18 protein-coding genes are annotated in these 22480 nt (G+C 69.4%); 13 read left to right on the forward strand and 5 right to left on the reverse strand.

From position 1 onward, the window contains the following. Positions 1-30 precede the first annotated feature (30 nt). The 12 genes from QOZ99_RS11040 to QOZ99_RS11095 all read left to right on the forward strand — a co-directional run bounded on the left by QOZ99_RS11040 (position 31) and on the right by QOZ99_RS11095 (position 15967). A complete protein-coding gene (locus QOZ99_RS11040; protein WP_306890018.1) occupies positions 31-873 on the forward strand; it encodes a DUF3108 domain-containing protein in 843 nt (280 codons plus the stop codon). A 211-nt stretch (positions 874-1084) separates the two neighbouring features. Next, entirely contained in the window at positions 1085-4732 is a 3648-nt protein-coding gene (locus tag QOZ99_RS11045) for a helicase-related protein (protein WP_306890019.1), read from the forward strand. Positions 4733-4840: 108 nt separating this feature from the next. Then, positions 4841-5482, forward strand: coding sequence for a nicotinate-nucleotide adenylyltransferase (locus tag QOZ99_RS11050; protein WP_306890193.1), 642 nt, complete (start codon positions 4841-4843; stop codon positions 5480-5482). A 131-nt stretch (positions 5483-5613) separates the two neighbouring features. Further along, on the forward strand, positions 5614-6024 hold the full coding sequence (gene rsfS, locus QOZ99_RS11055; RefSeq protein WP_183189025.1) for a ribosome silencing factor: 411 nt from the start codon (positions 5614-5616) through the stop codon (positions 6022-6024). Between the two features lie 16 nt (positions 6025-6040). After that, positions 6041-6514 (forward strand): 23S rRNA (pseudouridine(1915)-N(3))-methyltransferase RlmH, encoded by a 474-nt coding sequence (gene rlmH / locus QOZ99_RS11060; RefSeq protein ID WP_370876840.1) that lies wholly within the window; start codon positions 6041-6043, stop codon positions 6512-6514. A 141-nt stretch (positions 6515-6655) separates the two neighbouring features. After that, on the forward strand, positions 6656-7945 hold the full coding sequence (locus QOZ99_RS11065; protein ID WP_306890021.1) for a murein hydrolase activator EnvC family protein: 1290 nt from the start codon (positions 6656-6658) through the stop codon (positions 7943-7945). After that, positions 7942-9291 (forward strand): S41 family peptidase, encoded by a 1350-nt coding sequence (locus tag QOZ99_RS11070; protein WP_183189028.1) that lies wholly within the window; start codon positions 7942-7944, stop codon positions 9289-9291. Before QOZ99_RS11065 ends, QOZ99_RS11070 begins: the two co-directional genes overlap by 4 nt. A gap of 164 nt (positions 9292-9455) precedes the next feature. Next, complete coding sequence (locus QOZ99_RS11075) at positions 9456-9851, forward strand: hypothetical protein (protein WP_306890022.1); 396 nt, start codon at positions 9456-9458, stop codon at positions 9849-9851. 242 nt (positions 9852-10093) lie between these two features. Continuing rightward, the gene (locus QOZ99_RS11080) at positions 10094-10606 is read left to right on the forward strand and encodes an RNA pyrophosphohydrolase (RefSeq protein ID WP_306890023.1); all 513 of its coding nucleotides are present in this window, start codon (positions 10094-10096) and stop codon (positions 10604-10606) included. 158 nt (positions 10607-10764) lie between these two features. Further along, the gene (locus QOZ99_RS11085) at positions 10765-11439 is read left to right on the forward strand and encodes a TetR/AcrR family transcriptional regulator (RefSeq protein WP_306890024.1); all 675 of its coding nucleotides are present in this window, start codon (positions 10765-10767) and stop codon (positions 11437-11439) included. Beyond that, positions 11436-12701 carry an efflux RND transporter periplasmic adaptor subunit gene (locus QOZ99_RS11090; protein WP_306890025.1) on the forward strand — a complete coding sequence of 422 codons (1266 nt, stop codon included), beginning with the start codon at positions 11436-11438 and terminating at the stop codon, positions 12699-12701. Before QOZ99_RS11085 ends, QOZ99_RS11090 begins: the two co-directional genes overlap by 4 nt. Then, positions 12701-15967, forward strand: a complete 3267-nt coding sequence (locus QOZ99_RS11095) for an efflux RND transporter permease subunit (RefSeq protein ID WP_306890026.1) — start codon at positions 12701-12703, stop codon at positions 15965-15967. Before QOZ99_RS11090 ends, QOZ99_RS11095 begins: the two co-directional genes overlap by 1 nt. Positions 15968-16127: 160 nt before the next feature. Here QOZ99_RS11095 and QOZ99_RS11100 read toward each other — a convergent pair whose 3' ends face one another. From QOZ99_RS11100 to QOZ99_RS11120, 5 genes are all read right to left on the reverse strand, one after another. Further along, positions 16128-16805 (reverse strand): LON peptidase substrate-binding domain-containing protein, encoded by a 678-nt coding sequence (locus tag QOZ99_RS11100; RefSeq protein WP_306890027.1) that lies wholly within the window; start codon positions 16803-16805, stop codon positions 16128-16130. A gap of 255 nt (positions 16806-17060) precedes the next feature. Then, the gene (gene trxA / locus QOZ99_RS11105; protein ID WP_306890028.1) at positions 17061-17987 is read right to left on the reverse strand and encodes a thioredoxin; all 927 of its coding nucleotides are present in this window, start codon (positions 17985-17987) and stop codon (positions 17061-17063) included. A 97-nt stretch (positions 17988-18084) separates the two neighbouring features. Beyond that, positions 18085-18681 carry a prolyl-tRNA synthetase associated domain-containing protein gene (locus tag QOZ99_RS11110; protein WP_306890029.1) on the reverse strand — a complete coding sequence of 199 codons (597 nt, stop codon included), beginning with the start codon at positions 18679-18681 and terminating at the stop codon, positions 18085-18087. Positions 18682-18770: 89 nt separating this feature from the next. Continuing rightward, the gene (locus tag QOZ99_RS11115; protein WP_306890030.1) at positions 18771-19895 is read right to left on the reverse strand and encodes an alginate O-acetyltransferase AlgX-related protein; all 1125 of its coding nucleotides are present in this window, start codon (positions 19893-19895) and stop codon (positions 18771-18773) included. Positions 19896-19909: 14 nt separating this feature from the next. Continuing rightward, positions 19910-21328, reverse strand: a complete 1419-nt coding sequence (locus tag QOZ99_RS11120) for an MBOAT family O-acyltransferase (protein WP_306890031.1) — start codon at positions 21326-21328, stop codon at positions 19910-19912. Between the two features lie 344 nt (positions 21329-21672). Between QOZ99_RS11120 and QOZ99_RS11125 the strand changes: the two genes are divergently transcribed. Then, positions 21673-22476, forward strand: coding sequence for a gamma-glutamyl-gamma-aminobutyrate hydrolase family protein (locus QOZ99_RS11125; RefSeq protein ID WP_306890032.1), 804 nt, complete (start codon positions 21673-21675; stop codon positions 22474-22476). The last annotated feature ends 4 nt before the right edge of the window (positions 22477-22480 follow it).

The raw sequence follows: 22480 nt of genomic DNA on the forward strand, positions 1-22480 counted from the left end.
ATTCGCCGTCCGCATCGGGATTCACGTTCAATGCATCGCTTCTGCGCCTCGGCGGTTCTCGCGCTGGCCGGTGTCGGCACTCTGGCCACCGGGGCGCTCGCCGACGGCCGGCTTGAGGCACGCTACAAGCTTTCCCTTGCCGGCCTGGAACTCGGCCGCGCCGCTTTCGTGCTGGAAGTGGACGAGAAGGCCTATACCGCCTCCGGCAGCGCCCGGCTGACCGGCGTCGTTCAGGCGGTGTCCTCGGCCAAGGGCACGGCCGGCGCGCGCGGCCAGATCGAACGTGGCCTCCTCGCCCCGCGGGCCTTCGCCATGGAAGCCGAATCCGACCGCAAGTCGGAGGCCATCCGGATGGTGATGAGCGGCTCGGCGGTGATGGAGGCCAATGTCGTCCCCCCTGTCATGCCGACGCCGGACCGCATCCCGCTGACCGACAAGGACAAGAAGGGCGTGCTCGACCCGATGTCGGCCGCGCTCATCCTGGTGCCCGGCACCGAGGCGCCGCTCTCCGCCAAGGCCTGCGAGCGCACGCTGTCGATCTTCGACGGCCGCCAGCGCTACGACCTCACGCTCAGTTTCGAGCGCATGGAGGATGTGAAGGCCGAGAAGGGCTATGCCGGCCCCTCGGTGGTGTGCCGCGTTTCCTACCGCCCCGTGGCCGGCCACAAGCCGAACCGCGTGGGGGTCAAGTACATGATGAACAACAAGGAAATCTACGTGTGGCTGGCGCCGGTCGCCGGCACGCGCATGCTGGTGCCGTTCCGCGCGGCGGTGACGACGGCCATCGGCGTCGCCGAGCTGGAGGCGCAGAGCTTCGTCACCGAGCCCATGGTCGGCAAGCGGGCGACCCCCACCCGGGCGGCCATTCCCTGAGCCGTCGGCATCGGTTTCGCGCCGCGCGTCACGCAAGGCAGATCGCGCCGCCGCCGGCGCTGGCGCCCGCCGGGGGCTCCGGGTCTTGCGGCTCCGGGCCTTGGGGCTCCGGGCCTTGGGGCTCCGGGTCTTGGGGCTCCGGGTCTTCCCTCTTCGGCGGTTTCCTGTGCTACAAGGACCGCCCTGCCGGCGCGACGGACTGAACGGCTCCATGAACATCGCCCCTCCAGCCTCGACGCGTCTCGTCCCGAGGCTCGACCGGACCAAGCCGCTGCCGCCCTCCCTGCGCGCACGCGGCGTGACCGCGGTGCTGGGGCCGACCAATACCGGCAAGACCACTCTCGCCATCGAGCGCATGATCGGCCACTCCTCGGGGCTGATCGGCCTGCCGCTGCGCCTGCTGGCGCGCGAGGTCTATACCCGCCTCGTCGAACGGGTGGGGGCCGAGCAGGTCGCGCTCATCACCGGCGAGGAGCGCATCAAGCCGGCCAATCCGCGCTTCTGGGTGGCGACGGTGGAGGCGATGCCGCGCGACCTCGACGTCGCCTTCGTGGCGCTCGACGAGATCCAGATTTCCGCCGACCTCGACCGCGGCCACGTGTTCACCGACCGGCTGCTCAACCGGCGCGGGCGGGAGGAGACGCTGCTGCTGGGCGCGGCCACCATGCGCCCGCTGGTGGAGAAGCTGCTGCCGGGCGCCTCCATCCTGGTGCGGCCGCGCCTGTCCAATCTCAGCTTCGCCGGCGAGAAGAAGATCACCCGCCTGCCGCACCGCTCGGCCATCGTCGCCTTCTCGGCGGACGAGGTCTATGCCATCGCCGAATTGATCCGCCGCCAGCGCGGCGGCGCGGCGGTGGTGCTGGGCGCGCTCTCGCCGCGCACGCGCAATGCGCAGGTCGAGATGTACCAGAATGGCGACGTCGACTATCTCGTCGCCACCGACGCGATCGGCATGGGGCTCAATCTCGATGTCGACCATGTCGCCTTTGCCGGCGACGTGAAATTCGACGGCTGGCAGTTCCGCAAGCTGAACCCCGGCGAACTCGCCCAGATCGCCGGCCGGGCCGGGCGCGCCCAGCGCGACGGCACCTTCGGCACGACCGGGCGCTGTACCCCGTTCGATGCCGAACTGGTCGAGCGGCTGGAAGCGCACAGCTTCGATGCCCACCGGGTGCTGCAATGGCGCAACAGCGCGCTGGACTTCGCCTCCGTCGAGGCGCTGAATCGTTCTCTGGCGCAGGTTCCGCGCGAGGAAGGCCTGACCCGCGCGCCCACCGCCGAGGACGTGCTGGTGCTGGAGGCGCTGATGCGCGACCCCGCCATCCGCCGCCATGCGGTGGGGGCGGATGCGGTTGAAAGACTGTGGGAGGCCTGCCAGCTGCCGGACTACCGGAAGGTGTCGCCAGCCTCGCATTCCGACCTCGTTTCGACCGTCTACGACGATCTGATGCGCCATGGGCGTATCTCCACCGACTGGTTCGCCAAACAAGTGGCCTTGGCGGACCGAGCGGAAGGTGACATAGACACGCTGTCGGGACGAATTGCGCAGGTTCGCACGTGGACCTTCGCGGCGAACCGGCCGGATTGGCTTGATGACCCGGAACACTGGCGGGGTGTCACACGGCGTGTGGAGGACAGGCTTTCCGATGCTCTCCACGAGCGGTTGACCCACCGCTTTGTTGATCGTCGGACCAGCGTGCTGATGCGGCGCCTGCGAGAGAACGCAATGCTCGAAACTGAAATCACCAAGACCGGCGACGTCGTCGTGGAAGGCCATGTGATCGGCCACCTGCTCGGCTTCCAGTTCGCCGCCGATACCTCCGCTGCCGGCCCCGAGGCCAAGGCCTTGCGCGCCACCGCCCAGAAAGCCCTCGCGGGCGAGATCGAGGCGCGCGCCGCGCGCCTGGCGGAAGGCGCGGACGATGCCTTCGTGCTGTCCTCGGATGGCACGCTGCGCTGGGTCGGCGAGCCCGTGGCCAAGCTGATCCCCGGCGACGAGGTGCTGGGCCCGCGCCTCAAGGTCATCGCCGACGAGCATCTGACCGGGCCGGCGCGCGACGCCGTGCAGGCCCGTATCGAGCTGTGGCTGAAGGCGCATATTGAGAAGCTGCTCGGCCCGCTCATCGTGCTCGGCAAGGCCGAGGACGTGGCCGGCATCGGCCGGGGCATCGCCTTCCAACTGGTCGAGACGCTCGGCGTGCTGGAGCGCCACAAGGTTGCCGAGGAGATGAAGGGTCTCGCCCAGGAGGCGCGCGCCGTGCTGCGCGGCCACGGGGTACGCTTCGGTGCCCACCACATCTACATTCCAACCCTGCTGAAGCCGGCGCCGCGCGCGCTCGCCGCCCAGCTCTGGGCGCTCAAGCATGGCGGCCTGCAGCAGAAGGGGCTCGACGAGCTGCCGCATCTGGCGGCCTCCGGGCGCACCTCGATTCCGGTCGATCCGGAAATCCAGAAGGGCCTGTACCGCGCGGTCGGCTTCCGCGTGGCCGGCGAGAGGGCGGTGCGCGTCGACATTCTGGAGCGTCTGGCCGATCTCATCCGCCCGGCGCTGGCCTGGCGGCCGAACACCTCCGGCGAGAAGCCGGCCGGCGCCTTCGACGGCGGCGGCTTTGTCGCCACCGTCGCCATGACATCGCTGGCCGGCTGCGCGGGCGAGGATTTCGCCTCGATCCTGCGCTCGCTCGGCTATCGCATGGAACGTCGCCCGGCACCTGTCGAGGCTGCCCCGGTCGAGGCGGCGCCGGTCGAGGTGGCGCCTGTCGAAGCCGCGCCCGCTGAAGCCGTTCCTGCCGCGGAAGACGCGGCAACCGATACTACCGCCGCCGACCTCGCCGAAACCGAGGCCCCCGTTGTCGAGGCCCCCGTCGTCGAAACTGCCATCGTCGAGACCGCCATCGTCGAGACGTCGACGGACGCGGCGGCGGTCACGGCGGGTGCCGATGTCGCGTTCGACCAGACGGTCGAGCCGGCGCTGGAGCCCGAGGCTGTCGCCGAGATCGTCGCGGCACGCATCGAACCTGCCCCGGAGGCGGCGCCGCTGGCCGATGCCGCCGGGATCAGCGGGGAGGTCTTCACCGATCCGGTGTTCGACCAGACCGTGGAGCCGGCTCTCGAGGCCGAGCCCGCGGCCGATTCCCCGTCCGCCGGGCCGGCGGAAGCCGCTTCGGAAGACGGGCCCGCGCAAGAAGTGGCCGCGCAAGAAGTGGTCTTGGACGAAGCGACCGTGGACGAAGCCGCCGCGCCGGACGCGGTTGCGCCGCCGGCGGTTCCGGCCGAGCCGGCCATGATCGAGGTGTGGCGTCCCGGTCGTCCGCCGGGACAGCACCGTCCCGCGCAGCACCGCAAGGGCGGCCAGCAGGGCCGGCCAGGTCAGCGTGCCGAGAATAACACGCGCGCCGACAACGCCCCGCGCGGGGAGGCCGCACCGGCTGCCGCAGCGGGCGAGGACGGCACGCGGCGCGAGCGGCCGGAAGGCGAGCGCGGTCGTCGGCCTCCGCGCGACGAGCGGCGGACCGAGGGACGTGGCGAGCCGCGTTCCGAAGCTCGCACGGATGGCCGTGAGCGTCGTCCCGAGGGCGGCGATGCCGGGCGTCCCGCCCGCGAACCGCGCCCTGAGGGCGGCAAGCGCGATGACAATCGCCGCGACGACAACCGCCGCAATGACGGGCGCAAGGAATTCGGCAACCGCGAGCAAGGCAATCGCGACCATGCCGGCCGTTCCAGCCGTCCGGCGCCGGATCGCTTCACCGCCGGCCCGCGCCCCGACACCCGTCGCGACAAGCCGGTGGACCCCGATTCGCCCTTCGCCAAGCTGCTGGCACTGAAGGCCCGCATGGAGGCGGAGAAGAATGGCGGCTGATTGCGCCGCCCTTCGCTGATGCCGGATGACGGGGCCGGTCGCCCCGCTCCGGACAAGGGGCCGGGAAGGCGCGCGGCGGGAGAACCGCCCGCCGGTGCCGGGTCCGGCATGGTGGCGAGGACGGCGGCGAGGGATGTCCGCATCCCGCCGCTCGCGCCCGGCATGCGCATCGGCCTGTATGGCGGCAGCTTCAACCCGCCGCATGCCGCCCATCGCGCGGTCAGCCTGCTGGCGCTCAAGCGCCTGCGGCTCGACAAGGTGTGGTGGCTGGTGACGCCAGGCAACCCGTTGAAGGACAATGGCCGGCTGCCCCCGCTCGGCGTGCGGCTGGCGCAGGCGCGGGCGATCGCCAACCATCCCGCGCTGGTGCCGACGGGGCTGGAGGCGGGGCTTGGCACGCGCTACAGCTTCGACACGGTGGCGGCGCTGGTGGCGCGGTTTCCGCAGGTGCATTTCGTGTGGCTGATGGGGGCGGACAATCTTGCCTCCTTCCACCGCTGGCAGCGCTGGCGCGATATCGCCGCGCGCGTGCCGATCTGCGTGGTGGACCGGCAGGGCTGCACCTTTCCCGCCATGGCCGCGCCGGCGGCGCTGGCGCTGGCGCCGTGGCGGCGCGAGGAGCACGAGGCGCCCCGCCTGGCGGGGATGAAGCCGCCCGCCTGGCTGTTCCTGCACGGGCTCAAATCGCCGCTTTCCTCGACCCAGTTGCGGGCAATGCGGGACAATTCGGGCGCCCTATCGCCCTCTTGATCGCGATAGCGGCAGCCGCCGGTTGAAAAACAGGCGGTTTTCGACATATCTTGAAATGGCATTAACGGCAGGGGGGCTCCCTGACCGTGTTTCCTGCCAAAATGACGAGAGGATCTGGACCCCTGTCCAACATGGCGCTCTCCGCAGCCGCCCCCAGCCCGGCAGCTGCACCGGTTTCCGAGGCGTTCGACGCCGAGGAGATGCTGGCCCTCGTTCTGGCCCGTCTCGATGACGACAAGGCCGAGGACATCGTTCCCATCGAACTGCGCGGCAAGACCACCATCGCCGATTACATGGTGGTGGCGTCCGGCCGTTCCCAGCGCCATGTCGGCGCCATCGCCGATCACCTTGTCGAGGCGCTCAAGGAGCGCGGCGTCAAGGGGGTCCGGGTCGAGGGCATGCCGGCCTGCGATTGGGTGCTGATCGATGCGAGCGATGTGATCGTCCACGTCTTCCAGCCGGAAGTGCGAGGCTTCTACAACATCGAGAAGATGTGGTCGGGCGCGCTGCCCGCCGCCGCGCCGAAGCTGACGCGCGGCTGATCCGCGCGTGCGCCTCATGATCGTCGCCGTGGGCCGGCTCAAGGCCGGGCCCGAGCGCGAGCTGTGCGCGCGCTATGTCGACCGCACCGGCAAGAGCGGGCGCGCGCTGGGCCTTTCGGGGCCCGACATGCACGAGACGCCCGAGAGCGCGGCGCGCCGGCCCGAGGACCGCATGATCGAGGAGGGCGCGGCGCTCATCGCCGCCCTGCCCGAGGCGGCGACCGTCATCGCGCTCGACCCGCGCGGCCGCGAGGCCACGAGCGAGGAGATCGCCGCCGACATCGCCGCGCTGCGCGACCGGGGTGTCCGCGCGCTGGCCTTCCTGATCGGCGGGGCCGATGGCCTCAGCGACGCGGCGCGCGCGCGGGCCGATCGGCTCATCGCCTTCGGACGTGCCACCTTCCCCCATCAGCTGGTTCGGGTGATGATGGCCGAACAGCTTTACCGCGCGACCACGATTCTCTCGGGCCATCCCTACCACAAGGCCTGAGGACAGACGGGGCGCGGTAACCCAACCTTAATGATGCCGGCGTTCCTTCTCCTGATGCGCTTCCCACGGCCTGCCGCCCGTCGCCTGCCTCCCAGCTCACCCGTGCGGCCGCGCTGGCGCCGCGGGCTCGCCGTGTTGTGCGTGGCGGGCCTCGGTCTGTTCGCCGCGCCGCCGGCCTGGCCGCAATCGCCCCCGGCGGCGGATGGCGCGGCGGATGCCAGCGGCGAGGGTGCCGCGCCGCAGCAGCGCATCCAACAGCTCGACGCGGAGATGAAGGGCAGCGCCGCCGAGCAGGCGCGGCTGGCCAGCGAGATCGCCTCGCTCAAGGGCGATCGCGCCAAGCTGAACACCGCGCTCATCGACACCGCGCAGAAGGTGCGCGGGGTGGAGGGCAAGCTCGATGCCAGCGAGCAGCGCCTCGTCGAGCTCGGCCGCGAGGAGGCCGATATCCGCGAATCGCTCGATTCGCGCCGGGGCCAGCTGGCCGAGGTGCTCGGCGGCCTCGCGCGGCTCGGGCGCCGCCCCCCGCCGGCGCTGCTGGTGCGGCCGGACGATGCCCTGCAGTCGGTGCGCTCCGCCATTCTGCTCGGCGCGGTGTTGCCGGAGCTGAAATCGGAGACCGATCTGCTCGCCGGCGAGTTGCAGGCGCTGCGGCGGGTGATGCACGAGGCGGCCAGCGAGCGCGACGCTCTCGCAGAATTGAAAGCCTCGCTGGCGGAGGAGCGCCGGCGCACCAGCGCGCTGATCGAGCAACGCCAGGCCTCGCTGGAGGCGGGGGAAGCCGCGCTCAAGGACGAAGAGGCGCGCGCGGCCACGCTGGCGGCCGAGGCTGGCAATGTGCGCGAGCTGGTGGCCCGGATCGAGACCGAGGTGAGCGCCGCGCGCAAGGCCGCCGAGGCGGCCCGCGCGAGCGTGCCGAGCAAGGCGGATCAAGGCCCGGCGGCCCGGCTGGCGGCGCTGCAGAACCCGAGCCGCCTCTCCCCGGGCATTGCCTTTGACGAGGCCAAGGGGCTGCTGCCCATGCCCACCGCGGGCCCGGTGCTGAAGGCATTCGGTGCGGGAGACGCCTATGGCGGGCAGGAAAAGGGCATGACCTTCGGCACCCGGGCGGAGGCGCAGGTGTCCTCGCCGAGCGATGGCTGGGTGGTCTATGCCGGCCCGTTCCGCTCCTACGGACAACTATTGATCATCAATGCCGGCGGCGGCTACCATATCCTTTTGGCGGGCATGGATAAGATAACGGTGGAATTGGGACAGTTCGTGCTCTCGGGCGAACCGGTTGCGGTCATGGGACAGGGGCCGCAACTCGTGTCGTCGGTTGGCCTTGGAACCGCCCAACCCATTCTCTATGTCGAGTTCCGCAAGGATGGAAACTCGATCGATCCAACGCCATGGTGGGCGACGAGCGAGAGCGAGAAGGCACGCGGATGATGCGTAAGACGTCAGTATTTCTCTTGGGCGCAGCTGTCGGCGCGCTGGTCGCGGTCGGCGCCGCTCAGCCGCGGCTGCTGCTGCAGCCCGGCCAGGCCATGGCGGCGGCGTCGGACACCTACCGCCAGCTGAACCTGTTCGGCGACGTATTCGAGCGCGTCCGCGCCGACTATGTCGAGAAGCCGGACGATTCCAAGCTGGTCGAGGCGGCCATCAACGGCATGCTCTCCTCGCTGGACCCGCATTCCACCTACATGGACGCGAAGGAATTTCGCGACATGCAGGTGCAGACGCGCGGTCAGTTCGGCGGCCTCGGCATCGAGGTCACGATGGAGGACGGCCTGGTCAAGGTCGTCACCCCGATCGACGACACCCCCGCCGCCAAGGCCGGCGTGCTGGCTGGCGACCTTATCATCAAGCTGGATGACGAGGATGTGAAGGGTCTCACCCTGCAGCAGGCGGTTGACAAGATGCGCGGCGCGGTGGCGACACCGATCCGGCTCACCATCGTCCGCAAGGGCCAGGACAAGCCGCTCGTGCTGACGCTGACCCGCGACATCATCAACATCAAGTCGGTGCGCTCGCGCGTCGAGGATGGCGACATCGGCTATATCCGCGTCACCTCCTTCAGCGAGCAGACTGGCGAGGGCGTGAAGAAGGCGGTCGAAGACCTGACCAAGCAGATCGGCGAGGACAAGCTCAAGGGCTTCATCGTCGACCTGCGCAACAACCCCGGCGGCCTGCTCGACCAGGCCATCGACGTCTCCGACACCTTCCTCGACCGCGGCGAGATCGTCTCCACCCGCGGGCGCAACCCGGAAGAGACCGAGCGCCGCAATGCCCGGCCGGGCGACCTGGCCAAGGGCAAGCCGGTGATCGTGCTGGTCAATGGCGGCTCGGCCTCGGCCTCCGAGATCGTCGCCGGCGCGCTGCAGGACCACAAGCGCGCCACCATTCTCGGCTCGCTCTCCTTCGGCAAGGGCTCGGTGCAGACGGTCATCCCGGTCTCGGGCAATGCCGCGATCAAGCTGACCACCGCGCGCTACTACACGCCGTCGGGCCGCTCCATCCAGGCGAAGGGCATCTCGCCCGATATCGAACTGGTGCAGGACGTGCCCCAGGACGTGAAGGAGAAGGCCGAGGCCGCGGGCGTCGAGACCACGCGCGGCGAGGCCTCGCTCAAGGGCCACCTGAAGAATGGCGAGGACGAGAAGACCGGCTCGCCGGCCTATGTCCCGCCGGATCCGAAGGACGACACCCAGCTGAAGCTGGCCATCGACCTGATGCAGGGTGTGCAGAAGAACGCCGCCTATCCGGCCGATCCCAAGGCCGCCGTGCCGAACTGATGCGGGACGACGGCGGTTCCCCCGCCGTCTCTCCTTCCTCGTGCATGTGATAAAAATGCCACGGGCTCCGTTCTTTCACAGGAACGGGGCCCTTTTCCTGTCCGGTCGCCTTAGTTACCCAATCTTGCCGCGATCCCGCCTAGGTCCGATCCGAAAAGGGCATCATGTCCAGTATCGAACCGCTGCAGATGATGCCGCTGATGAACGAGACGGACGCCCCGCTGGGGCGTGACACCGGGCAGGACAATGCCTGCTTCTGGGCGGCGGTGGCGATGTTCAGCCTGACCGGCGTCGCGGTCATCGCGGTGGCCGGTGTCTGGCTGGCCCTGCGGGAGCGGCCGGAGACGCAGGTGCGCAACCTGTTCGAGCGCGAAAACACGGCCGTCGTCGTCGACATGCCGACGCTGCGTCCCCATTACGATGATGGCGACGATGAGGGCCCGGGCCCGGGTTCCTTCACCTTCCTCGACGAGGCCAATGGCGTGCACGAATTGGTGGAAGTCGTGCCGCCGGCGCGCCTGGGCGCGGCCGCGTCCGGCACACCGACTTTCGCGCGCTGAGCGCCGGCCCGGATTTCGTCCCGACCCCGTGTATCCCGACGTCTTGTATTCCGACGTCTTGTATTCCGGCGCCTTTGAAGCGGGCTGACGGCGCGCAGGCTCGCTGTTCCGCGATCCATCATGCTGCCACCTGCGGCCCGCCGTTAAGCATGTTTTAACGTGGCGCTCGCGCCATTCCGGGGGCGGGCTTAACGTGACGCGCGGTTGTTCGGCCGCCTCTCTTGACGTGCGGACCCATCGCAATGATCCCGTTCGACCAGTTGCCCTATCGTCCGTGCGTCGGCGTCGTCCTCGTCAATCGCGAGGGCCTGGTCTTCCTCGGCCAGCGCATCGGCGGGGCCGAACATGTCGACGCGCTGCATTCCTGGCAGATGCCGCAGGGCGGCATCGACGAGGGTGAGAGCCCGCAGGACGCGGCGCTGCGCGAACTCTACGAGGAAACCAATGTCCGCTCGGTCGAGCCGCTGGCCGAGGCGCCCGACTGGTTTGCCTATGATCTGCCCGAGCCGGTCGCCCGCGAGGCCTGGAAGGGCCGCTATCGCGGCCAGACGCAGAAATGGATCGCGCTGCGCTTTACCGGCGACGACCGCGAGATCGATGTCATCCGTCCCGGCGGCGGCAAGCACAAGCCGGAATTCCTTGCCTGGCGCTGGGAGCGGCTGGAGGCGACGCCCTCGCTGATCATTCCCTTCAAGCGCTCGGTCTATCTGCGGGTGGTCGAGGCTTTCGCGCCGGTTCTGGCGGGGCGGGGCTGAGCGGCCGGACGCCGCGCGGGCCGCTGTCGGCATTTGGAGAACGAACGTTCGTTCTTGACGCCGTGCGCTTTTGCAACCTTAATGCGAATGCGGGAAAAATAAAGTCCGGGGGGACGATGACGGTCGCAGTTCGTGCCGGTGCCGAGGCATCGTCTGACATGCCGGACACTGTCGTCGGCCGCCGTGGCCCGACACGGATCGACGCGCGTCGCCGCGTGCTGGACGCGGCCATTGCCTGCTTCACCCGTTCCGGCTTTCACGGCACCTCGATGCACGAGATCTGTGCCGAGGCCGGCATGAGCCCGGGGGCCCTCTACCGCTATTTTCCCTCCAAGGAGGCGATCATCATCGCCATCGTCGAGGAGGAGCGCGCGCTCAGGGCCGGTCTCGTGGAGACGCTGGAGAGCGCGCCCACCTTCATCGAGGGGCTGCTGCGCATGGGGCATGCGCTGTTTTCCGGCGAATTGTCGATGATCTGTCTTGAGCTTGGTCCGGAAATCTACGCCGAGGCCTCGCGCAACCCCGCGCTGAAGCCGACCTTCCAGGCGGTCGAGGACGAGATGAACGTGGCGCTCCGGCGCGCCTTCCTCGCCGCCCGCGCCCGCGGCGAGGTCGACCCGACGATCGATCCCGATGTCGCCCTGCTGCTCATCAACGCCATTGGCGACGGCCTCGTGCTGCGCAACCGGTTCGACCCGGAACTGACCCTCGAACGTGCCGCGCCGGCTTTCGCGATGCTGATCGCGCGCATGCTGGCGCCCGCTTCCTTCTTTGCTGCGTCGGCTGCCGCAGCGTCTGTTCCTGGCGCCGCCCATCCGGACACCACGCCATGATCATAAAGCTTCCTCCCTCCTTCGGCGGGCGCGTTGCGCTTGCCTTCGTCGCCACGGTGGTGGTGGTCGGTGTCGTCGGCCTCGCTTTCCGCGACCGGTTCAGTTCCGGGCTGCAGATCACCGACGCGGCCCAGGCCGATGATGTGGCCGTGCCGGATCCCAATTCGGTGCGCGCCATTTCCATCTCCGTCGTGCCGGCGGCGCGGCGCGAGGTGGTCGAGCGGCTGTCGGTGACCGGCACGCTGGTGGCGCGCGAGGAGATCATGGTCGGGGCGGAGATCGACGGTTTCCGCATCACCGACATCCTGGTGGAGGAGGGCGACCGCGTCACCAAGGGCCAGGTTCTGGCGCGGCTCTCGCGCGATACGCTGGAGACGCTGCTGGCGCAGAACACCGCGACCGCCGCCAAGGCGCGGGCCGCGATCGCCCAGCAGAAGGCCGCGCTGCAGCAGGCCATGGCCGAGCAGACCGAGGCGGAATCCTCGGTCGAGCGCGCGCGCACGCTGATCAAGACCGGCGCCACCTCGCAGGAAATGCTGGATGCCCGCGAGCGCGCCGCCAAGGTGGCCGCGGCTCAGGTGGCCGCCGCCGAGGAATCGATTACCGCCTCGGAAGCCGAATCGGCGCAGATCCGCGCCAATCGCGATGAAATCGACGTTCGCATCGACCGTACCGACATCCGCGCGCCCGAGGCCGGCATCGTCGCCGCCCGGTCCGCGCGCATCGGCGCCATCGGCCTCGCCTCCAATCCCGAGCCGCTGTTCCGCATCGTCAAGGACGGCGCCATCGACCTCGAGGCGGAAGTGCCGGAATCGGCGCTGCCGCGGGTGACGCTGGGGCTTCCGGTGGCGGTGACGCCGGCCGGCTTCAACGAGCCGTTGCAGGCCAGCGTGCGGCTGATCGGCGCCAAGGTCGATGCCACCACCCGCCTCGCCCATGTCGCGGTGGCGCTGCCCGACGACGAGCGGCTGCGTCCCGGCGCCTATGGCCGCGGCGTGATCGAGATTGCCCGGCGGGTCGGCCTCGCCCTGCCGCAGGCCTCGCTGCAATTCACCTCCGAGGGCGTGTTCGTCTTCGTGGTCGAGGACGACACCGTGCGCCGCCGTGCCGTCACCACCGGCCTCAAGGGCGATGGCTATGTCGAGATCCTCGAAGGCGTGAACGAAGGTGACAGCGTTGTCGCCAAGGCCGGCGGCTTCCTGCGCGAGGGCGACCGCGTCACGCCCATTCCGCTCACCTCGCAGGAGAAGGAGGGGGTCTGATGGCTCTCAACGTCTCCGCCTGGGCGATCCGCAAACCCGTTCCATCCATCGTCCTGTTCGTCGTGCTGACGGTGGTCGGCCTCTACACGTTCGGCCGGCTGCCGATCACGCGCATGCCGAATATCGACGTGCCCATCGTCGCGGTCACCATCATCCAGCCGGGCGCCGCGCCCAGCGAGCTGGAGACGCAGGTTACGAAACGCGTCGAGACGGCGATTTCCGGCGTGCCGGGGGTGAAGCACCTCACCTCCAGCGTCACCGAGGGCCAGTCCTTCACCGTCATCGAGTTCCAGCTGGAGACGCAGGTCGACCGCGCGGTGAACGATATCCGCGACGCCGTGACCAATATCCGTTCCGAACTGCCGCAGGACATCCAGGAACCGCTGGTGCAGCGGATCGACGTCGAAGGCATGGCCATCGCCACCTATGCCGCCTCGGCGCCGAGCATGACGCCGGAGGAACTGTCCTGGTTCGTCGACGACACCGTCATCCGCTCCATGCAGGGTGTGCGCGGCATCGCCCAGGTGAAGCGCGAGGGCGGCGTGGATCGCGAGGTCCGTATCTCGCTCGACCCCGACCGGCTGTCCGCGCTGGGCGTGACGGCGGCGGATGTCAACCATCAGGTCGCCGCCACCAATGTCGACCTTGCCGGCGGCCGCGGCCGCATCGGCACGCAGGAACAGTCCGTGCGCACGCTCGGCGGCGCCACCACCGTGGCCCAGCTGGCCGAGACCCGCATCGCGCTGCCGGGCGGGCGGCATGTGCGGCTCGCCGATCTCGGCACCGTGACCGACGGCGCCGCCGAGCCGCGCCTGTTCGCCCGACTGGACGGCAAGCCGGTCGTCGCCTTCGGCATCTACCGCGCGAAGGGCTATTCGGACGTGGTGGTGGCGGAATCGGCCGAGCAGGAACTGCGCAAGCTTGAGGCCGCCTATCCCGAGATCCGCATCACGCTGATCGATTCCACCGTGAAATACACCAAGGCGGACTATGAATCCGCCATGCATACCCTCATCGAGGGGGCGGTGCTCGCGGTCATCGTGGTGTTCCTGTTCCTGCGCGACTGGCGCGCCACCGTGGTCTCCGCCCTTGCGATCCCGCTCTCCATCCTGCCCACCTTCTGGGTGATGGACATGCTGGGCTTCTCGCTGAACGGCGTGAGTCTTCTGGCCGTGACGCTGGTGACGGGCATTCTGGTCGACGACGCCATCGTCGAGATCGAGAATATCGTGCGCCATATGCGCATGGGCAAGTCGGCCTATCGCGCCTCCATCGAGGCCGCCGACGAAATCGGCCTCGCGGTGGTGGCGACCACGCTCACCATCGTCGCGGTGTTCCTGCCGGTCAGCTTCATGGGCGGCATTGCCGGCCAGTATTTCCGGCAGTTCGGCATCACCGTCGCGGTGGCCGTGCTGTTCTCGCTGCTGGTGGCGCGCCTGCTGACGCCCATGCTGGCCGCCTATTTCATGCGCGACGAGGGCCACCGGGAAACCGAAGACACCCGGCTGATGCGCTGGTACGTGCAGCTGCTGCGCGATTCGGTCCGCCACCGCTTTCTCACCGTGGCGGGCGGCATCGTGCTGTTCATCGCCTCGATGTGGCTGTCCAGCCTGTTGCCCTCCGGCTTCATCCCCAGTTCGGACGTCTCGCGCTCGGTGCTCGCCCTGGAACTGCCTCCCGGCGACACGCTGGACCAGACCCGCGACATGGTGGACGAGGTCTCCACCCGCCTGAAGGCCCAGCCCGAGGTGGCGAGCGTCTATGCCACCGGCGGTTCGAGTTCGGCCGGCGGCCCGTTTGGCGACGGCGGCGAGGTGAACAAGGCGACCGTCATCATCAACCTCGTGCCGCGCGACAAGCGCGACGAGACGCAGAAGCAGTTCGAGCACCGCATGGTGCGCGAACTGGCGCCCATCCCCGACCTACGGTTCAGTTTCGGTGCCTCGGGCGGCGTCGGGCCGGGCGGGCGCGAGTTCACCCTGGTTCTGTCCGGCTCGGACGGCGCGACCGTGGACAAGGCGGCGCTGGAGCTGGAACGCGAGATCCGCGCCGAGGTGAAGGGCCTGTCCAACGTGGTCTCCACCGTCGCTCTGGAGCGGCCGGAACTGCGCGTCGTGCCCAAGCTCGCCGAGGCGGCCGAGCTCGGCGTCTCCGTGGCCGACATCGCCCAGACGGTGCGCATCGCCACCATTGGCGACATCGCGCAGAATCTCGCCAAGTTCTCCGCCGGCGACCGGCAGGTGCCGATCCGCGTGCAGCTGGACGAGCGCGCGCGTGCCGACATCTCCACCTTCGAGATGCTGCGGGTGCGGACCGGGACGGGCGCCTCGGTGCCGCTCTCGGCGGTGGCCGACATTTCCTTCGGCACCGGCCCCTCCAGCCTCGATCGCTATGACCGCGCCCGGCGCGTGGCCATCGAAGGCGACCTTGCCGGCTATACCCAGCTCGGCGAGGCGCTGGAGGAGGTCTACGCCCTGCCGGCCGCGCGCAACCTGCCGGCGGGCGTGGTGCTGAAGGAGACCGGCGACGCCGAGATCATGGGCGAGGTCTTCTCGGGCTTCACGACCGCCATGAGCGCGGGCATCCTCATGGTGTTCGCCGTGCTGGTGCTGCTATTCGCCAATGTGCTGCAGCCCATCACCATCCTCATCGCGCTGCCGCTGTCGGTGGGCGGCGCCTTCGTTGCCCTGCTGCTGACCAACAACGCACTGACACTGCCGGTGGTGATCGGCTTCCTGATGCTGATGGGCATCGTGACCAAGAACACCATCCTGCTGGTCGATTTCGCCATCGAGGCGATCAATGCGGGCGAGGATCGCGGGACGGCGCTGATCGAGGCCGGCCGCAAGCGCGCCCAGCCCATCATCATGACCACCATCGCCATGGTCGCCGGCATGATGCCCTCTGCCCTGGGCATCGGTGAGGGCGGCGACTTCCGCTCGCCCATGGCGATCGCGGTGATCGGCGGGCTGCTGGCTTCCACCGCGCTGTCGCTGGTCTTCGTGCCGGCGGTGTTCACGCTGATCGATGATCTCGGCGTCTATCTCGGGGGCCTGCTCAACCGGTTCGTCGGCGAGACCGACGAGCCGCCGGGCTATGATGCGGGGACGCAGACACCCACCGCCGCGCCTCCGGCGCCCCATCCGGTCGCGCCGCAGGGGGCGGGGCCGCATCCGGTCGGCCCCGCTATGTCTGGCCCTGCCGCCGGCCCGCGTGCCGTCGGCTCGCTGCCGGCCCCACCCCGCCCGCCCATAGCTGCGGAGTAGCCGGCCGACAGGGCTTGCGGTGCGCTTATCCCCTCCGCCCCATCCCCTCCGCCCCCCGGAGGGGCCAGGTGAGGAACCGGCCACCACGCCCCCCTTAGGTGACCGGTTCCTCACCACCCCTGCCCGGTGCACGGCGGGTGGGTGGGGAGGGCGCCCGGGGTCACTGCAAAGGGGTGTCGCCCTCGCCGGCGGTGCGGGCCATGCTCATCTGCGTGACGGCGATCAGCATTTCCGCGCGCGCCGCGAGGGTCGCGGCCTCCAGCAGCGCCTGCTTCTCGCGCGGGCCGAACGGCGCCATCATGGCGAGCGCGTTGACCAGGGCCTCATTGGGCGCATTCTTGATGCCCTCCCAATCCGCTTCCAGTTCGTTGGCGTCGAGATAGTCGGCGAGCGTGCGCAGCAGCGCGCCACGGTCCACCGCCTCGGCGCCGAAGCCGGGGGTGAAGTCGTCGCGGAAGGCCTCGAAATCGACCTCGCCCTGCCGGAACGGGGTGCCGACCTCAAGCTCCTTCACGAGGCGGAAGCGGGCAATGCCGGTCAGCGCCAGCAAATAGCGCCCGTCGCCGCTCTCGGCGATCTCGGTGATGCGCCCCACGCAGCCGACGCCGGCCAGCGCCTTGCCGCCGTCGAGCGGCCGGCCGGCCAGATCGAAGGCCGGCTGGATCATGCCGATGAGCCGGCCGCCGGCGAGCGCCGCGTCGATCATCTCGACATAGCGTGGCTCGAAGACATTGAGCGGAAGCTGGCTGTGCGGCAGCAGCAGAACCCCTTCCAGCGGAAACAGCGGGATGAGGCTCGGCAGTTCCGACGGACCGCCATAGGGCCGGTTGATGGGCATCGGCACTCCTGAAAGAAACACGCCCGAAATTGGCTCGCCGGCAGCGCGGAATAGCCCTGCCGGCCGGCGCCGGGGACAGGATCATGCCCGCGCCCCTGCGCTTTTGCATGTCCCGACGTTTGAATCCACAGCGCTGTCCGGCCCGTTGCGGGAAATTGCGCGGCGCCGGGACGAGGACGCGACGGCGCGCCTCGGGCGCGCGCGACCTCTTGAGCCCGCCGCCGGCCGCTGGGGATAAGGCCGGGGAGGCCCCGCTCAGGCGAACAGGATGGAGGACAGGCGCCGCCGGCCGGTGATGGTGTGCTCGTCGGTCGGTCCCCAGGCCTCGAACAGCTGCACCAGCTGCTTGCGCGCGCCGTCCTCGTTCCAGGTGCGGTCCTTGCGCACGATGGCGAGCAGGTGGTCGGCCGCCTCCTCGCGCAGGCCGCGCGCGTTGAGCGCCAGCGCCAGATCGAACCGCGCCTGATGGTCGAGCGCGTTGGCGGCGACCCGGGCCTCCAGTTCGCGCACGTCGCCGAGCCCGGCCGCCGCCTCTTCCAGCTCGATGGCGGCACGCACGGCGGCGATGCCGGCATCGCTCGCCGCGGTCTCCGGCGCCAGAGCCAGCGTCGCCTTGGCCTCCTCGACATGTCCGCCGGAGAGCTGGGTGCGCGCGAGGCCGGCAATGGCCTTCACATTGGCGGGCTCCTCGGCGAGCACGGCGGCGAAGATCTCCGCTGCGCCGGCAAGGTCGCCCTCGGCGAGCGCGGCCTCGCCCGAGGCGACCACTTCGGCGATGTCGCCACCGCTGGCGGCGGCCACCAGCCGGTCGACCAGCGCCTGCACCTGCGTCTCCGGCTGCGCGCCCATGAAGCCGTCAATGGGCTGGCCGTTGACGAAGGCGTAGACGGTGGGCAGCGACTGGATGCCGAGCTGCTGGGCGACGGCGGGATGCTCGTCCGTGTTCATCTTGGCGAGGCGGATCTTGCCCTTGGCCCCACGCACCACCTTCTCGATGATCGGGGTGAGCTGCTTGCACGGGCCGCACCAGGGCGCCCAGAAATCCACCAGCACCGGGCGCTGGCGCGATTCCTCGACCACGTCCTTCATGAAGCTCCGGGTGGTGACGTCGATCACGACATCGTCGCCAGCGGGAGAGGCGGCCCCGTTCTCGGCCGGGTTGGCGGGCTGGTTCAGCAACATGGGACAGTCCTCGCAGTGCTTGTCGTGTTGACCGCTTGTTTGCCGCTTAACATGGTCCGTCGCGCCGGGAATGCAACCGCTGCAACCGCGCGCGGCATCAGGCTTGTTCCAGCGTATCGGCCCGGCGCGGCACGGCCATGACGATGGGTTCATGCCCGGTCGCGCGCAGGAAGCGGACCAGGTCGTCGCGGCCGATCGTGGTGGTCGCGGTATTGACCAGCGGATGGCAGTTGATCTCGGCGAAGGCCATCAGCTCGATGTCGAGCACCACCGTCACGCGGCCCTGCCGATCGTTGATCGGGGCGAAGGCGGTGACCGCCCCGGGCTTCACGCCCAGCACTTCCTCCAGCAGATCGGCGCTGCCGAAGGAGAGCTTGCTCGCGGCGCCCAGCGGGCCGTGCAGGTTCTTGAGATCGACGCGGGCCTCCTCCTCGACCACGACGAGGAAGAGGTTGCCCTTCTTGTCCTTGAGAAACAGGTTCTTGGTGTGCCCGCCGGCAATGTCGCCGCGCAGCGTCTGCGAATCCTCCACCGTGAAGAGCGGGGGATGCGTGATGGTGCGTGTGTCGATGCCGAGTTCCGCCAGACGGGCGAATAACTGCTCCGCCGTGAGCGGCGGCGCGGCGGGAGCGGCAGTGGAGGCCTCTGGGGAGGCGTCTGGCGAGGCATCGAGCGAGGCATCGAGCGCGGACATGGGCGGGATCCTTTCGCCCGCCTTCTAATGCCGCGAGCCCCCTGGCGGCAAGCACGGGCGTGCTTGGGGGCAGCGCCCGTCCGCCCGGCTCAGCGCCGCAATTCGCTCTCGGCCCATTCGGGCACCTTGAGCGGGCAGGGGAACAGCCGTTCCGCCGCCGCCACGATCAGGATATCCGGCTTGAACCGGGCGATCGGCGCCGGGTCGCCGCGGCAGAACAGGTGATGCGTCCACACGAAGGCGGAGCTGCGATAGGCGAGGTAGTCCTTCCACAGCCCGTAGGTGAAGGAATCGCCGATCACCATGATGCGCGGACCCGGATGGCCGGTCTCGAAGGCGAGCGGGGGGAAGGGAAAGCGCGGCGAGCGCGCCTGGGCGATGCCGGGAAGCGGCGTGAGGCTCGCCGCGTCAACGGCGACGGGCGGCTTTACCGGATATTGCACGTCCGCCGGCTCGCTGGTGCCATTGCCCGTGAGCCGCACCAGATCGCCATCCGTGCGCGGCTCCGGCGGGCCGAGCGCCTCGTCCGGGTTGATTTCCAGGTCGGCGCGCCCGATCGCCGCCAGCGCGGCATTGAAGCCGATCAGCGCGCCGCGCTGGTTCCAATGCGTGTCGAAGCGCCAGTAGACCGGGGCGTCGGCCTTGGCCGCCAGCAGCCGCGGACGCAGGTCGGCATGGGGAATGCCGGCCTTGGCGAGGTCCTGGTCGAGCAGGTCATACTCGGTCGGCCGCTTCATCTGCCGGCGCGCATAATCGGGCAGGTGGTCGAACTGGATCGTCTGGGCGTTGGGAGCGATGACGACGACCAGACGGCCGCCCCACGGCTCGATTTCGCGCTTGAGGCTCCTCACCCAGTCGACGAACTGGCTCACCTGGGCCGGCCGCAACAGCTGGCCCACGCTCTGCTCCAGCGCGTGGTCGCCGGTATAGAACAGCGAGCCATCGGTGCCGCGCAGCACCGAGGGACCGCGCGGCGCGCCGATGAAGCGCACATAGGCGCCGTGTGCCGCCAGCACCGCGCCGCGGAAGCCGAACGTGTTGTTCAGATAAGGGTCCATCCGCTTGTTGGCCTCCTCCCACCAGCGCGCCTCGGGCGCCACCACGGTGCGCATCGGGGCGGGAAGATCGGGCAGGAAATGGCCGATCGCCGGCAGGCACAGCACCGCCACGAACAGGATGGCCCACCAGCGGCGGAAGGCAAGCAGCAGGGACATGGCGGCTTCCCCCCTCAGAACCGGAAATACAGGAACGGCGAATAGGTCGCCGCCGCGACCGACAGCACGCACAGCGCGAACAGCAGCGCCACCGTGACCGTGTCCGTGAAGGCGTAGAGCGCCTGCCGGAGCCGCGGCGCCATCCGCCTCGCCCCCGGCTGGGGCAGGCCGAACATGGATAGCGGCCATCCCAGGATCAGCATCGCGATGGTGAGCGGCGCCAGCAGCGCGGAAGTGGAGACCGCCAGCGGCCCGGTGCCGTTGAGCCCCACCAGTCCGGCGAACAGCGCGCCGGCCTCGTCCAGCCCGTTGGCGCGGAACCAGACCCAGCCGGACAGCACGACGAGCAGCACATAGGCGTGGCCGACAAGGCGCGGCCCGGCCTTCAGCAGCGCGCCCAGCCGGGTGCGCTCCAGCACCAGGAACGTGCCGTGGTGGACGCCCCAGATGATGAAGGTCCAGCTCGCCCCGTGCCAGAGACCGCACAGCAGGAACACCGCCCACAGGTTGAGCGCGGTGTGCCAATGGCCATGCCGGTTGCCCCCTAGCGGGATGTAGAGATAGTCGCGGAACCAGCTGGACAGGCTCATGTGCCAGCGGCGCCAGAAATCGGTGATCGACAGCGCGCCATAGGGCAGGTTGAAATTGCGCGGGAATTTCACGCCCATGGCCAGCGCCAGGCCGATCGCCATGTTGGAATAGCCGCCGAAGTCGAAATAGATCTGCAGCGCATAGGCGCTGACCCCGAGCCACGCCTCGGCGAGATTGGGGGCGGGCGTGTTGTCGAACACCGCCGCGACGACGGGCGCCACCTGATCGGCGATCAGCACCTTCCAGGACAGGCCGATGACGAAGATGCGCAGGCCCGCCGATACCCGGCCCAGCGTGGTCCGCCGCGCGCGGATGCGGTGCGCGATGGTGGAATAGCGCACGATCGGGCCCGCCACGAGCTGCGGGAACATGGTGATGTAGACGGCGATTTCCTCGAACCGGCCATTGGCCCGCGCCTTCCCGCGATACACGTCGACGAGGTAGGAAATGGCGTGGAAGGTGAAGAACGAGATGCCGAGCGGCAGCGCGAGGTGAACCACCGGCAATGCGAGGCCGGTCGGCTCCAGCAGGACGTTGAGGTTCTCGGCGAGGAAGCCGGCATATTTGAAGGCGATCAGCCCGGCCAGATTGGCCGCCACCGCCAGCCCGAGCATGCGCAGCCGCCAGGGCTGCGAGCGGGTGTCGATGACCAGCGCGAAGAGGTAATTGGCCACGATCGAGACGGCCAGCACCGCGACATTGGCCAGCCCGCCCCACGCGTAGAACACCAGCGAGAACGCCAGCAGCACGAGGTTCTTGGCGCGAACGCCGGGCACCGCGAAATAGCAGATCAGGAACGCCGGCAGGAAATAGAAGAGAAACGTAACGGAGGAGAAGACCATGAAACCCCTGCGGACGGGAGGCACGGAGCCGTCGGCATGAAGTCGGCTTTCTGACATGTTCGGCGTCGTTTGGAAATCTTCCGGAAAAATTCCTCAGCGCACGAGCGCGCGAGCAAAGGCAGGCCGGTGGCACCGCGCCGCCGCCGCGCCGTGGCCGACCGGCGCCGCGCAAGGCCGCGCACGAGCCAGAACCTCCACACGAGCCAGGACCTTCGCGTGAGCCAAGACCTCCGCACGAGCCAGGACCTTCGCGTGAGCCAAGACCTCCGCGTGAGCCAAGGCCGTTGACAGCGGCCGGGGTGCCGCCCCACATCGGCAGGATCGGTTTTCAGGATCAAGACATCATGCGTCCAGTCATCGGCGTGATCAGCGACGTCAAGGCCAGGGATGGCCATGTCGTGCACGGCGTCACCGAGAAATACATCTACGCGGTCGCGCGCGGCGCGCAGGCCATGCCCGTGCTCATTCCCGGCACGATCTCGTCGGTCGATGCGGCGATGGCGCCCGTGCGCATGGTGGTGGAGGAGGTGCTGGCGGCGGTCGACGCCATCTTCCTGCCGGGCAGCCCGTCCAATGTCGGCCCGCAGCATTATGGCGATGCGCCCCACGAACCGCCGCTGCCGGCCGATCCGTATCGCGACGATATTTCGCTGCCACTGATTCGCGCGGCGCTGGAGCGCGGCGTGCCGCTGTTCGGCGTGTGCCGCGGCTTCCAGGAAATGAATGTCGCTCTCGGCGGCACGCTGTTCCAGAAGCTCTATGAGCAGCCGGGCCGCTTCGACCACCGCGAGGATTCCAGCCTCGACATCAACGGCCAGTACGCGCCGGTGCACGAGGTGGCGCTGGAGCCGGGCGGCCTGCTGGAAAGCCTGGCGGGGGCGCCGACATGGCGGGTCAATTCGCTGCACGGGCAGGGAATCGCCCGCCTTGCGCCGGGCGTCACGGTCGAGGCGCGCGCGCCGGACGGCACCATCGAGGCCTTCCGCGTGCCGGATGCGCCGGGCTTCAACATGGCCATCCAGTGGCATCCCGAATGGCGCTTCTGGGAGGACCGGCTCTCCTCCGGCATCTTCACCGCCTTCGGCGCCGCCGCCCGGCTCCATGCCGAGACGCGCCGCGCGGCGCTGCGATTCGCGGCGGCGGTGTAACGGG

It is taken from the genome of Ancylobacter amanitiformis (assembly GCF_030814815.1).
In the GTDB taxonomy this organism is placed as follows: domain Bacteria; phylum Pseudomonadota; class Alphaproteobacteria; order Rhizobiales; family Xanthobacteraceae; genus Ancylobacter; species Ancylobacter amanitiformis.